A 12,807-nucleotide genomic window follows, 5' to 3' on the forward strand; every position below is an offset into this window, starting at 1 on the left:
CCGCCCTGCTTATATTGGACGCAAACTGGCCCAATGAAATCACTCACTACCCTACTCGCGTTTTTATTTATACCGCTGTTCTGTTCTCCGCTTGCTGCCCAGGGCGCCGCCGATACCACGCGCAGCGATCGCTTCGAAAGCCTGAAATTTCGCAACATCGGTCCCTTTCGCGGAGGACGGACCAATGCGGTCACCGGGGTACCCGGCAATCCGTTGCTGTATTACTTCGGGGGCGTCGGGGGCGGAATCTACCGCACCGATGATGCGGGCATGAACTGGCGCAACATCTCCGACGGCCAACTCAATACGGGTTCCATCGGTGCCCTCGCCGTTGCTCCCAGCGACCCGAATGTGATCTACGCCGGGACGGGCGAGCACGCCGTGCGCGGGGTGATGACCTCGGCGGGCGATGGCATGTACCGGTCCACCGACGGCGGCGTCACCTGGGAGCACCGGGGACTGCCGAACAGCCGCCACATCGCCAAAATTGTTGTTCATCCTGCCGATCCAGACCACGTCTACGTCGCCGTGCAGGGGGCCGTACACGGCGATAGCGAAGACCGTGGCGTCTACCGGTCTACCGATGGCGGACAACATTGGGAAAAGGTCTTTTACGTTGACGCGACCACGGGTGCGGCCGACCTCAGTATGGATCCCCATAATTCGCGTGTGCTGTACGCGGGCATGTGGGACCACCGGCGTTACCCCTGGACCGTCCGAAGTGGAGGCCCGGGCAGCGGACTATACAAATCAACCGACGGTGGCGATAATTGGGAACGGCTCACGGAGGGTTTACCCGATACACTCGGTAAGGTTGCTATCTCGAGTAGTCCCGCCCGCGCGGGTTTGGTGTACGCAAACGTGGAAGCAGCCGGAGACAAGGGCGGAGTGTACCGTTCCGACGACGGCGGCAAAAACTGGACGCAGACCAGCAAGGACCGCACCACCGTAGCCCGGGCCTGGTACTACATCGAGATCTTTGCCGATCCGGTGAATCCTGAAGCGGTGTACGTGCTGAATGCCCCGATGCTACGCTCCCTGGATGGCGGCAGGAGTTTTATGTCCGTTCCCAATCCGCACAGCGACCAGCACGACCTGTGGATCAATCCCGAAAATCCGGCGAATATGATTCTGGGCAACGACGGAGGGGCCACCGTCACCTTTAACGGCGGCATGAGTTGGAGCACTCAGGCGAATCAACCTACGTCGCAGTTCTACCGCGTGATCACCGACAACCAGATGCCCTACCACGTTTACGGGGGGCAGCAGGACAACTCCGCCGTAGACATTGTCAGCCGCAGCCGGGGCGGGGGCATCGGGACTTCTGACTGGCGACCTACCGCGGGTGGGGAGAGCGCTTTTCTTGCCTTCGACCCCGAGAATCCCCGCTACGTGATGGGCGGCAGCTACCAGGGCAACATCTCGGTGTACGACAATAAGACGGATACGGAAGTCGACATCATGGCCTACCCGGTAGCGGGTCTGGCTACGCCGCCCACGGAAATGAAGTACCGCTTCAACTGGAACGCCCCGATCGTAGCTCAGCCGCAGGATCCCGGCGTAATTTATCACGGGGGCAACCACGTCCTGAAGACCACCGACCTGGGCCGGAGCTGGACCGAGATCAGTCCCGACCTCACCCGCAACGACACCAGCAAACTCGTCGACGGCGGCGGCCCCTTCACCAATGAGGGTGCCGGCGGCGAAGTGTACGGTACGATCAGTTACCTGGTCGCCAGTCCCCACCGGGCCGGGGAACTGTGGGTGGGTACCGACGACGGCCGGGTGTGGATCACCCACGACGAGGGAGGCGAATGGGGCGAGATCACCCCACCGAATCTGGGGGAAAAGCTCGTCAATGCCATCGAAGTTTCGCCCCACAATCCCGCCACCGCCTACCTGGCCGTAACCAACTACAAGTTTAATGACTTCACGCCCGAGGCTTACCGGACCACCGATTACGGCAGTAGCTGGCAGCGGATCGACGCGGGCTTCGGCGACAATGAATTCGTGCGGGTGATCCGCGAAGACCCCAAGCGACCCGAATTGCTCTATGCCGGTACCGAGCGTGGACTGTACCTCTCCTTCGACGGTGGGGTAAGTTGGGAAAAACCGAAGTTCCACCTACCCGACGTTCCGATCCTGGACCTGACCACCCGCGACAACGACCTCATCGTCGCCACTTCCGGCCGGGCCTTCTGGATCCTGGATGACCTGAGCGCCCTCCAGCAAACCGGGAGTGAAATGCCCAACGGACTCGCGATCATCCAACCTAAGCCGACCTATCGCTACAACTTCAGCACCCCCGACGAAGCGCCGGACGCCGCGGGACAGAACCCGGCCAGCGGGATCATTTTCGATTATTACTTGCCGGAGAAAGCTTCGGACAGTACTAAGTTGACCCTGGACATCCTCAGCGCCGACGGCACAGTGATTCGCAGCTACTCCAGTCAACCCGACAAGGCGAAGGGCTGGCCGGGCGGACCACCCGCTCCCAAAGCACTGCCGGCCGAAGCCGGGTTTAATCGCTTCAACTGGGACCTGCGGCGCGCTACCCTACCCGCCGTCGACGGCATCTTCGTCCTGGGCGATTACCGGGGAAGTCTGGTCGCGCCCGGCACCTATACGCTGAGAATGGCCTCTGGTACGGATACTGTGAGTGTCGACGCAACGCTCCTCGCCGATCCCAATCTCGATGCCTCCTCCGGGGAGTATTCAGCCCAGGAAGTACTGCTCACCTCAGCTGAGGAAAGTGTCCGTGACATTCATGCTTCCGTCAATCGGATGCGCCGCGTACGGACACAGCTAGAAGCACTCAATACCAACCTGAAGGAGGTATCGGGTACGGATGATCTCATTACCAAGGGCAAGGACATCATCGAACGAATCACCGACTGGGAGAACAACCTCATTCAGCCCGACCAGAAAACGTTTCAGGACGTGATCAACTTCCCCAATCGGCTGAACGCGGAACTGATGAACCTGAAGAGCCGGGTCGATGGTCCCGTACCCGTAGTGACCCAGGGCGCAAAGGACCGGCTGACCGAGCTTACCGCCGACTGGCAGCGCTACCGGCAGGTCCTCGACCGGATCATTGCGGAGGATGTAGAGGGCTTTAATGCGGCTTATCGCGAGCTGAACTTACCGGTCCTGATCGTACCCGCGGCCGAGCCGAGCACCAAGCGGTAGCTCAGGCTCCGGCGATCCACTCGTCCACTTTCCGTTCCAGGACGGCCAACGGCAGGCAGCCGCCCTCCAGGACCAGGTCGTGGAAGGCTTTGATGTCGAAATCGTTTCCGAGTTGTTCCTCGGCACGGGCCCGTAGTTCACGGATCTTCAGCTGGCCGACCTTATAGCTTAGTGCCTGTCCGGGAATGGCCATGTAGCGTTCGATCTCGGAGATGATGCTTGCTTCGCTTTCCGCTTCATTCTCCAGGCTGTACTGAATGGCGCGCTCCCGGCTCCACCCCTTGCTGTGGATGCCCGTATCGACGACCAGGCGGATGGCGCGGTGCATCTCCGCACTCAGCATACCGAAGTACTGGTAGGGGTCTTCGTACAATCCCAGTTCCTCGCCGAGGCTCTCGCAGTACAGGGCCCATCCTTCCCCGTAGGCACTGTACCAGAGGTTGCGGCGGAAGGCGGGCAGCTCCTCGTTTTCCTGCTGGAGACTGATCTGGTAATGGTGTCCGGGAATGGCCTCGTGGAGGAACAGGTCTTCGTCGCTGAAGGTGTTGTAGGTAGCCACGTCGGGGATCGGCACGTAGAAGATGCCGGGGCGGGTACCGTCCAGGCTGCCGGGATTGTACTCCGCCGAAGCGCTGGCCTCCCGGAAGGCTTCGGTGCGGCGCACTTCGAATTCCGTCTTCGGGACTTTGTTGAACAACTGCGCCAGCTGGGGCTTCATTCGCTCGTAGATGGCGTTGAAGTTTTCGATCACTTCCTCCGGCTGACTAAATGGCATCAACTCCTGGCGGCTGCGGACGTGGTCGAAGAACGACTGGAGGTCACCGGTATATCCTACCTCGGTCTTTACTCGTTCCATCTCACTCCGCAGGCGGGCGACCTCACTTAATCCGAGTTCGTGGATCTCATCCGCCGTCATGTCGGTGGTCGTGTACAACTTGATCAGGTACTTGTAGTAGGCTTCCCCATTGGGAATACCGTCAATGCCACTGGTCTCGCGGCTCTGCGGCAGGTAATCGTTACGGACGTAGGTGGTGAGGTCGGTGAAGAGGGGAATGATGCGCTGGCCGATCATCCGCTTGTACTCGTCCGTGAGTCGGTCTCGTTCCGCTGTACTGATGCTGTCGCCCATCATCCCTACCGGGCCGTAGAAGAGGTGGTCCTCCACCGGCTCCGCGGACAAGTTCTCGAGTTGCGGCAGCAATTTTTCCGTCAGGGAGCGGGGCAGCAAGTAGCCCCGTGCGGCACCCCGTTCCAGGTTGACGCGGGCGGTGTCCATCATTGTGGCAAAGTCCTCGACCCGCAGCAACCAGTTCTCGTAGTCTTCCACCGTCCGAAAGGGTTGTGCGCTGGCACCGCTGGCGAGTTGGCCGATCATGAGGTGGGGTCCACTGAACTGATCGAGCGGCAGTAATTCTTCGGTGAAATCGGCACCCTGCAGGGCGATGTTGAGGTCCCATTCCAGGACGTCGTAAGTGACTTGTTCGGTGGGGGTGAGCCGGTTCCGGTTGATCTTGCGGAGGCGGGCCAGGTAATCCTGGTAGAACGCCCGGCTCTCCTCCTTGTATTCCTGCGAGAGCATGTTGGGGAGGCGATCGTTGTAGCGATCGTCGCCCATGAAGGTGGCTTCCAGGGGGTTGAGTTGTAGCCGGGCCTCCTGGTATTCGTCGAGCAGCTTGGTGAACGACGGGTCGGGAGATTCGGAAGGGGTGACTTCCGGCTCGTCGCTTCCGCAGGCGAAGAGAAGTAATAGCAAAAGCAGGGGAAGGAGGCGCATGTTGGTAATGGTTGGTCGGCAAAGATAGGTGGACGCCCGATGTCCCGGAGTTACCCGCGCAATCGGTCAGTACCTTATTTCGATGACTTCCAGTTTCCTTACCTCACTGCCGAGGCGGAAGTCCGCCACCTCGCCAACCCACAGGCCGGTGATGGCGCGTGCGATCGGGGCCGTGAAGCTGATCTTCTTTTCCTTCACGTTGGCCTCGTCGACCCCCACGATCTGAAATTCCTGAATTTGATTGCTGCCCGCCTGCCGCAATTTGACGTGGGCCCCGAAGCGGACTTCCTCCTGCGGCTGATCCGCGGGATCCAGGATCCGGGCGGAGACGATGCGCTGCTGCAGCAGGGCCAGTTTGCCGTCGATTACCGTAGCGGCCCGTCGGCGCTCATCCTCGTTGTCGGTCGGCAGGGCGGCCCTGGCGGCTTCGAGCTGGTCGCGCTCGGCTTCCAGGGCACGGTGGCCGGCGGGCGTGACGTAATTGGTTTCGCCGGCGGGGAGGGGGGAACGGGGCGGAATGATGGGAAGCTCTTCCTGATCTGATTCTTTGACGAAGCCGCGGGACATGGTAGTAAGGTATTGGTACAATCAGACAACCCGCACCGGAGACGCGAAGTTGCCAACACACTATTGCAGCGGCCCCGAACCCGGCAGGTGAAGTCCGTGCCGCCGGGCCAGCGACGAAGTGTTATCATTGCCCCCGTGTTTTCGCTCATCAGGTACTGGATCTTTCGGCTTGGCTCGGCACTGCGCTGGTACTGGCGTGCGGAAACCCGCTACGACGTTCATTCCCCCTTCCTGAGCGAATTCGTACGGGAAGTGTACCACGACGATCGGACGTACTACGCCTTTCAACTGATTCGCCACCTTCGCGCTTACTGGGATACGCGCAAAGACAGCGTCGGCCTGCAATCGCTCGGGGCCAAGAGCCGCACCACCCGACGTTCGCGGCGTTCCGTGGCCAGCCTGGTCCGGAGCAACGCCATCGGTCGGCGCGCCGGAGAGTTTCTCTTCCGTCTGGCGCTGTGGCACCGCCCGTCGCGCATTGTCGAACTGGGGACCAACGCCGGCATCTCCACCCTCTACCTCCACGCGGCCGATACCCGCATTCCCCTGCACACGGTAGAGGGCAATCCGGAAGTAGCCGCGCTGGCAACAGAAACCTTCCGGCGGGCGGGGGTTTCTCCGCAATTGCGTTCTTTCACCGCGACCTTTAGGGAGTATCTCGACAATCAGTTGCCGAAGGATAAGACCCGCCTACTCGCCTTCATCGACGGAGACCACCGGCACGCACCAACCATAGCATACGTGACCCGCCTGCTGGAAGTCGCTACCGACGACAGCATAATCGTGGTGGCCGATATCCACTGGTCTCGGGGAATGGAAACTGCGTGGAAGGAACTTAAACAGTTGCCGCGGGTTACGGCATCCATCGATACGTATCACTTCGGGATACTGTTTCTGCGCCCGGAGCTAAGGGGACCCCACCGGGCCCTGATCCGTACCCGGTTCAAGCCCTGGCGGGTAGGCTTCTTTAGTTAGCTAAAGTGGTCGTAGTCCTCGACCGGACCCCGGCGGCCGCCCTCGATGCGATCGAGCAGGCGCAGGATGATGTCGATGCCCGGTGTGTTGACGCCCAGGTCGTTGCGCAGCCGCAATGCACGCTCGATGCGCGGGACTTGGTTCTCCGGGATCAGGATGATCTGCTGGTCGGGCTGAACTTCACAGATACCGTGATCGATGAACTCCTCTACCACCACGATATCGCACTGGTGGAAGGCGCAGAACTGCTGAATGGTGATGTAGGCTACTCCGGCCATGGTGCATAGAATTTATCCGGCTAGCGGCCGGCCAGTTTGGAGAAGGCTGCTTTTTCTTCGCTGTTCAGTTTTTCGGGAAGCTTGACCCGGAGATCTAGGTAAAGGTCTCCATTGCCTCCGCTCTTGTACTTCGGCAGCCCCTTTCCCTTTAGTCGTACCCGCTTTCCGTTTTCGGTGTTCTCGGCAATGGGGAAGTTGACCGCTCCCGTGGGGGTTTGCACGGTGGTTTTACCACCGAGCAGCATGGTATACAGGTCTACGTCTTGCACCTTGTACAGGTCAGCACCTTCCCGGCGGTATTCCTGGGGCGTGCTGACGCGGAAGGTGATGTACAGGTCACCGGCGGGCCCTCCCCCGGCGCCGGGGTTGCCCTGTCCGCGTAGCCGCAGGGTCTGTCCGTCCTCAACCCCCTTCGGAATGGTGACCCGAAGTTGTTTGCCGCCGACGTTGAGCACTTGCTTGTTGTCCTCCAGTATATCGCTCAGGTCGACCCGTAGTTCCGCCTCGACGTCGCGTCCCCGAAAGGATCGCCCTCTGCCACCGAAGCCTGCACCCGCGGCCCCGCCCGCTCCTCCGAACATGTCGCGGAAAAAGTCCGAAAAATCAGCTCCCTCTCCCCCGCTGGAATACGTGTACTGGCCTCCAAATGGGTTTCCGCCGCCACCGCCGAATCCCCCACCCTGCTGCTGACGGGCCTGCTCGAAGGCATCGGCGTGCTCCCAGTCCTTGCCGTACTTGTCGTACTTCTTGCGCTTTTCCGGATCGGAAAGCACGGCGTAAGCTTCGTTGACCTCCTTGAATTTGCGTTCCGCCGCGGCGTCATCCGGAGCCACGTCGGGATGGTACTTCCGGGCCAGCTTGCGAAAGGCCTTCTTTAGCTGTTTTTCGTCGGCCGACTTGTCTACGCCGAGCGTCTGGTAATAGTCGATGAACTGCGCCATGGTAACTGCTAGTTTCCCTCTCCGTTGCGGTGGAGGGTCGGTACGACGATTGCAATGATCGTGCCGACGGCGCTTCCCACCAGCACGTCGGTGAAAAAATGGCGGCCGGCCCGCATCCGTCCGTAACTGACCGCGGCGGGCAAGAGGGCGGCACCGAGCCAGACGTAGGGCGTGGCCTTGCTGTTCGGATACAGGTCGTTGTATAGCTTGGCCGTAGTGATGCTAAAGTAAGCCGTGGTGGCACTGTGGCCGCTGAAGAAGGAGTACCGGCTCGACTTTTTCAGCTTCGTGTCCAGGGGAGCGTCGGCATTGTAGGTGTACGGGCGGGGACGGCGCACCAGTACTTTTGTCAGGTTGATGAGGCCAGCGTTGATCATCGCTCCCTCAAAGACGATGAGGGCCATGCGGTCGAAGTTGTCGCGCCCCGGCCGGTCGAGGAGCAGAAAGAACGGGCTGGCGAAACTGGCCAGCAGGAGCTTGTCGGTACTCTCGTCCGCATCCAGGGAGATATGACGGGTGGAAAACAGGTCGATGCCGGGGATCTTATTGATCTCAAGTACCGAAATATCGTCCTCCGTCAGCGGACTTACCCGGCGGTCGAGCAAAATCGAAGTTGTCGTAAGCGCACCACCCAATCCCAGCAGCACCGCATTGGTGGCGTTGCTCGGATTGTAAGGGTGTACCACCAGTCCCTGAGCCGGTAGAAACTGGGAGACGAGCAGGGAAAGGACTAAAAACAGGATAGAGAGTAAACGGTAGATCATGTAACCACTACATTATGAGAGGGACAACGGAGGGGCGTCGGGTTTGTGCTAATCAAGCCCCAATTCAGCACGTAGGGGGGCGTCTTTGGTCCCGTTCAGTTGCCAGTACGGTTCCAGCTTTTGTTCGCGCAGGGTGGCCGTGGTGGTCAGCACCGTATCGCGGCTCGGGTAGGTTTCGGTCCATTCCCGGATGATATAGGGTGACGCGGTGTCGAAGGTAACCGTAAGGCGGCGGTCGAGCCCCGTGTAGTCGAGCACGTACGTTCTCCGGCCCGCTCCGGCCTCCTCGACCGATGCAGTGGCTTCCGCAGCCACGTACGGTTGGTGGGTCATGAGCAGGTAGCCGGTGTTTGGGATTACTTCAAACTCACCCTCGGGCGGGTTGCCCCCGATACGGATGCGGTTGAATACCTCGTCCTCGAGGAAGTCGGCGGACAGATCAATCTCCTGGTCTCCCTCGCGCTCGAAGTAGCTGCGCAGTTGCATCTCCCACTGCTCCCCGCCGGCGTAGTTGAGTTGGGTATAGCTCTGGCCGCACCAGTCCTGGCTGCTGGTCGTGACCTTTAGGGTGCGCGGGTGTTCGACGGCGTTGGTGGGCGTAAAGACGGAGGTCATCAGGGAGTAATCGTAGATGCCCGTGTTGAAGCGACGGAACAGGTTGGTCTTGAGCACGGGGGCACTGTTGGGATTTTCGTAGTTGTCGTTCTTGACCTGCCTGTCGGTCAGGAAATCTTCCGATACCTGGATGAGAATGGCTTCGCCGTCGCGCATTTCTCCGTAGCGGGCCTGCTGTAGGTCGTAGGTGGAAATCTCGGCCGTGCTCTGGTACCAATAGGGCGGCAGTTCGCCGCTGAAAACGGAGGGCGGGGACGCGGGTGCGGAGGAATCCGGGGAAGGCCGGGCATTACAGCCGAAAAGCAGGGCCAGGGCAGCCAGCGCGGGGAGACAGTTCATGGGGCGAAATTAACAGCGCAAAAACAAACGCCCCGGCCGCCGGCGGGGGCGGACGGGGCGGGAATGTAAAAAAGGCTCTACATTAGCGTCGATAGTTTACTAATGCACTCATTGTACTTGCGGCTCCGTCTTCGGACGGAGCCCAAGCTTTCGGTAAACCGATCCCAGTGAAATTCCGGTATGCGGATCGTCCTCCTAATCGTACTTCCCCTACTCTTGTTCGCGTCATCGGCCGTTTTCGGTCAGGAGTCTTCGCGCAACCGGGCGATTGCCGCGTTTGATGCCGGCGTGCAGCACCTGCTCGACGGGAACGCCAAACGGGCCAGTAAATCGCTGCGGCAGGCGGTAGCCCTCGATTCCACCTTCGTACCCGGCCTGCGGATGCTCGGTATCGCCTACGATCTGCAGAACGACTACGCAAATGCACTGAAGGCCTACCTGGCCGTAATCAACCACGACCCCTATTTTTCCCGGGTGCTGTATTACCACACGGGCGACGTCTACCTGCGCGACGGTCAACCCCGCCGGGCGCTGGAGTACCTGCAGAAGTTCAGGGAGCTGCAGGCGGAGGACATCGGCCGCTTCGGCCTCGTCGGGGAACAGGAGACGGCCACCGAACAGGAAATACTGAATCACAAGCTGGAACAACGCATCCTGTCGGCCCGCATCCTTACCGATAGCATAAACTACACCAACGCCACCGGCCTGTATAACCTGGGTGCGCCCATCAATACGGAACAGAACGATTACTTCCCCTTCTTCACCAACGACCTCGACGGCCTGCTCTTCACCCGGCAGGGCAAGGACGGTGACGAAGACCTCATCGAAGGAGCGCGCCGCCGGCCGGAACGCAACTACCGAACCTCCCGATTCGGAAACTTTAACACCAACCAGCCCGAGGGAATGTGTACCCTGGTGCGGGACGGGGAAACCATCTTTTTCACCCTCTGCCACGAAGACGCCGGGGGCGGGGGATGCGATATTTACTCCGGTATCCTTATTAAAGGGCGTATCGAGGAGGTCACCCGCTTGCCCGATTACGTCAACTCCACTACCTGGGACAGCCAGGCCGCCATTAGTTGCGATGGGCGCCAGCTCTTCTTCGCCAGCACGCGACCCGGCGGCATCGGGGGCAGCGACCTCTACCGCTCCGAACGACTCGACGACGGCAGCTGGTCCGAACCCCGCAACCTGGGCGCGGGCGTCAATACACCCGAAGACGAGGAAGCCCCCTTCCTGAGCAACGACGGCGAAACCCTGTACTTTTCCAGTATGGGCCACCGCGGACTGGGTGACCAGGACATTTACTTCAGTCGCTGGGACGCGGGGCGGGAGCGCTGGAGCAAGGCCATCAACATCGGGCCACCCATCAATAGCGCCAACCGCGAGCTTGGATTCCACCTGTCGGCCGACGGGCGGCAGGGCTTCTTTGCCAGCGACCGGCCCGGCGGCAGGGGCGGCCTCGACATCTACGGCTTCACCCTCGACGAGAAACTGACGGGAAAGGAAGTTACCTACGTCGCCGGCTACCTTACCGATAGCCTCTCCGGCAAACCCATCGCGGACCAGGAAGTACCAGTGTCCGGAGGAGCCGTTTTTCGCACGAATTACGCCGGTCGCTTTTTCATCTGCGCCCCACCCAATCAACAACTGCCCCTGAGCGTCGACCACCCCGACTACCTACCCTACCGCCGCGACTTCGCAATCCCGGCCTGGGACAACCAGTCGCCCTACCGCGTCGACCTTCGACTGACCAAGGAAGCCCTCGAACTTCCGGCCATTCCGCCGCCGCCGCCACCCCCGCCCGCAAAGATCCGACAGGAGACCGCCAGGGTCCTCTTCGCCTTCGGGGAAGATGCCGTGAATGAAGGGCAATATGAACTCCTGAAACAACTGGTCGCCGGTACGGGCACCCAACGGATTGAGTCGGTATCCATAGTAGGATACGCCGACGAGGTGGGACAGGAAGTCTACAACCTGGAGCTCAGCCGCCGGCGCGCACTGGCCGTGGCCCGGGTGCTGGAGCAGCTGGGCGTGAGCGAGGATCGGATCACCACTGCGGGGCGGGGGGAGATTGCCGGCAGGGCGGGAAGGAACCTCAATCGCCGGGTAGAAGTCATCGTGCGGTTCCGCTAGCGCGAAAGCGAACCTTTCCCTGACTGCCGTCCTTTATATGCTCACAGCCGGCCAAGGTGCCGCGCGTCATCATTCCAAACCAACTTTCTGCCTACCCTACACCGACTTACTATGCGTATTCTAACCGTTCTTCTCCTGGCCTTCGCGGCCAACACCTTATTCGCTCAGGAAGCGAAACCTTCTTACTGTGAGGAAGCTCCCGCTACTTACGGCACCCCCGGTGAAGCTGCACCCTCCCTGCCCAAATTCGCCACTACACCAACCAAGGAGTACAAGGTTCAGGTGGCCATTCTCCGGTACACCGATCCCGCGGAATACCCCTTCCATCCCTCCCTGGTCGCCCGCTTCCGCCCCTGCGAGCAGGTTTGGGTGGTCGAGAGCCGGGAAAGCTTTGTCGACCGGGAGCAGGCTGTAGCACTCCAGGAGACCCTCCGCGAGGCGGGTTACGGAGGAAGCTACATCACCGATCTGGTCGCTTACCAATAACTTTGCGTCATGAACCGCTTCCTCGCTTCCCTCTTCCTGCTTACCGTTTTGGCCTGTAGTTCCGACGATCCGGCACCTACCGAATCTTTCGGCGCAGACTTCACCCCAACCGAAGTGCTAGCGGCAGATGCGCTACTCACCACCTATTCCGAACGGGCCCTGATCGATACCGTACGGACGACCGTACGGGGCACCGTCCATGAAGTGTGTCAGGCGAAGGGGTGCTGGATGACCGTTAGCGTAGCGGGCGAGGACATGATGGTGAAATTTAAGGATTACGGCTTTTTCGTGCCCAAGGACATTGGAAGTGAAGAAGTGATCCTCCACGGAGCGGCTTACTATCAGCTTACGGACGTTGAGGAACTGCGGCACTTTGCTAAGGATGCCGGCAAGTCGGACGAAGAGATCGCTATGATCACCGAGCCGCGCCGGGAGCTGCATTTTTTGGCGGATGGCGTCCAACTCTACTGACTGCCCCCGCCTCAGCGTGGTTTCCAGCTTTTGAAAGGGCCCGGTGCGGAATGCACCGGGCCCTTTTCCGGTACAAATGCGCCCGCTGGAGGAAAAAATCGGTAGAACCGAACATTTTTCGAACTCCCACCGGGGCGCAATGACTGTATTTAGTCACAAACCGGCATTTAGTACATCATCCTTGGCGTGACCAATATGTAAAACATTGATAATCATACAATTACATTTTTGGCACGGGGTTTGATAATACTGGGGCAAGCAAGTGTGGCGAA

Annotated in this window: 11 protein-coding genes; 5 read left to right on the forward strand and 6 right to left on the reverse strand. The window is 60.2% G+C overall.

Annotated elements, in window-relative coordinates:
* Positions 1-33: 33 nt before the first annotated feature.
* The gene (locus GGR28_RS16545) at positions 34-3,189 is read left to right on the forward strand and encodes a VPS10 domain-containing protein (RefSeq protein WP_183496934.1); all 3,156 of its coding nucleotides are present in this window, start codon (positions 34-36) and stop codon (positions 3,187-3,189) included.
* Position 3,190: 1 nt separating this feature from the next.
* Here GGR28_RS16545 and GGR28_RS16550 read toward each other — a convergent pair whose 3' ends face one another.
* Complete coding sequence (locus GGR28_RS16550) at positions 3,191-4,963, reverse strand: DUF885 domain-containing protein (RefSeq protein ID WP_183496935.1); 1,773 nt, start codon at positions 4,961-4,963, stop codon at positions 3,191-3,193.
* A gap of 66 nt (positions 4,964-5,029) precedes the next feature.
* On the reverse strand, positions 5,030-5,530 hold the full coding sequence (locus GGR28_RS16555) for a GreA/GreB family elongation factor (protein ID WP_183496936.1): 501 nt from the start codon (positions 5,528-5,530) through the stop codon (positions 5,030-5,032).
* Positions 5,531-5,665: 135 nt separating this feature from the next.
* Here GGR28_RS16555 and GGR28_RS16560 point away from each other — a divergent pair, with 135 nt between their 5' ends.
* Positions 5,666-6,505, forward strand: a complete 840-nt coding sequence (locus tag GGR28_RS16560) for an O-methyltransferase (protein ID WP_183496937.1) — start codon at positions 5,666-5,668, stop codon at positions 6,503-6,505.
* On the opposite strand, the gene GGR28_RS16565 is transcribed toward GGR28_RS16560, so the two are convergent.
* Genes GGR28_RS16565 through GGR28_RS16580 form a run of 4 tightly spaced genes read right to left on the reverse strand, consistent with a single transcriptional unit; the run spans position 6,502 to position 9,442 of the window.
* Positions 6,502-6,783, reverse strand: coding sequence for a chaperone modulator CbpM (locus tag GGR28_RS16565; RefSeq protein ID WP_183496938.1), 282 nt, complete (start codon positions 6,781-6,783; stop codon positions 6,502-6,504). The two genes, GGR28_RS16560 and GGR28_RS16565, sit on opposite strands and share 4 nt — an antisense overlap.
* Positions 6,784-6,803: 20 nt before the next feature.
* On the reverse strand, positions 6,804-7,724 hold the full coding sequence (locus GGR28_RS16570; RefSeq protein ID WP_183496939.1) for a DnaJ C-terminal domain-containing protein: 921 nt from the start codon (positions 7,722-7,724) through the stop codon (positions 6,804-6,806).
* Between the two features lie 8 nt (positions 7,725-7,732).
* Positions 7,733-8,488, reverse strand: coding sequence for a phosphatase PAP2 family protein (locus GGR28_RS16575; RefSeq protein WP_183496940.1), 756 nt, complete (start codon positions 8,486-8,488; stop codon positions 7,733-7,735).
* A 48-nt stretch (positions 8,489-8,536) separates the two neighbouring features.
* Positions 8,537-9,442 carry a hypothetical protein gene (locus GGR28_RS16580; RefSeq protein WP_183496941.1) on the reverse strand — a complete coding sequence of 302 codons (906 nt, stop codon included), beginning with the start codon at positions 9,440-9,442 and terminating at the stop codon, positions 8,537-8,539.
* Positions 9,443-9,622: 180 nt separating this feature from the next.
* Here GGR28_RS16580 and GGR28_RS16585 point away from each other — a divergent pair, with 180 nt between their 5' ends.
* The 3 genes from GGR28_RS16585 (at position 9,623) to GGR28_RS16595 (ending at position 12,535) form a co-directional block, all read left to right on the forward strand.
* Positions 9,623-11,578: an OmpA family protein gene (locus GGR28_RS16585; protein WP_183496942.1), complete on the forward strand. Its 1,956-nt coding sequence runs from the start codon at positions 9,623-9,625 to the stop codon at positions 11,576-11,578.
* Between the two features lie 111 nt (positions 11,579-11,689).
* Entirely contained in the window at positions 11,690-12,064 is a 375-nt protein-coding gene (locus GGR28_RS16590) for a hypothetical protein (RefSeq protein ID WP_183496943.1), read from the forward strand.
* A gap of 9 nt (positions 12,065-12,073) precedes the next feature.
* Positions 12,074-12,535, forward strand: coding sequence for a DUF4920 domain-containing protein (locus GGR28_RS16595; protein ID WP_183496944.1), 462 nt, complete (start codon positions 12,074-12,076; stop codon positions 12,533-12,535).
* Positions 12,536-12,807 lie beyond the last annotated feature (272 nt).

Source organism: Neolewinella aquimaris (assembly GCF_014197245.1).
GTDB lineage: Bacteria > Bacteroidota > Bacteroidia > Chitinophagales > Saprospiraceae > Neolewinella > Neolewinella aquimaris.

What these genes read in the sequence shown, in the direction of transcription:
- GGR28_RS16545 (WP_183496934.1), top strand. Translation starts at nt 34, where the DNA reads ATGAAATCACTCACTACCCTACTCGCGTTTTTATTTATACCGCTGTTC.
- GGR28_RS16550 (WP_183496935.1), bottom strand. Translation starts at nt 4,963, where the DNA reads ATGCGCCTCCTTCCCCTGCTTTTGCTATTACTTCTCTTCGCCTGCGGA.
- GGR28_RS16555 (WP_183496936.1), bottom strand. Translation starts at nt 5,530, where the DNA reads ATGTCCCGCGGCTTCGTCAAAGAATCAGATCAGGAAGAGCTTCCCATC.
- GGR28_RS16565 (WP_183496938.1), bottom strand. Translation starts at nt 6,783, where the DNA reads ATGGCCGGAGTAGCCTACATCACCATTCAGCAGTTCTGCGCCTTCCAC.
- GGR28_RS16570 (WP_183496939.1), bottom strand. Translation starts at nt 7,724, where the DNA reads ATGGCGCAGTTCATCGACTATTACCAGACGCTCGGCGTAGACAAGTCG.
- GGR28_RS16575 (WP_183496940.1), bottom strand. Translation starts at nt 8,488, where the DNA reads ATGATCTACCGTTTACTCTCTATCCTGTTTTTAGTCCTTTCCCTGCTC.
- GGR28_RS16580 (WP_183496941.1), bottom strand. Translation starts at nt 9,442, where the DNA reads ATGAACTGTCTCCCCGCGCTGGCTGCCCTGGCCCTGCTTTTCGGCTGT.
- GGR28_RS16585 (WP_183496942.1), top strand. Translation starts at nt 9,623, where the DNA reads ATGCGGATCGTCCTCCTAATCGTACTTCCCCTACTCTTGTTCGCGTCA.
- GGR28_RS16590 (WP_183496943.1), top strand. Translation starts at nt 11,690, where the DNA reads ATGCGTATTCTAACCGTTCTTCTCCTGGCCTTCGCGGCCAACACCTTA.
- GGR28_RS16595 (WP_183496944.1), top strand. Translation starts at nt 12,074, where the DNA reads ATGAACCGCTTCCTCGCTTCCCTCTTCCTGCTTACCGTTTTGGCCTGT.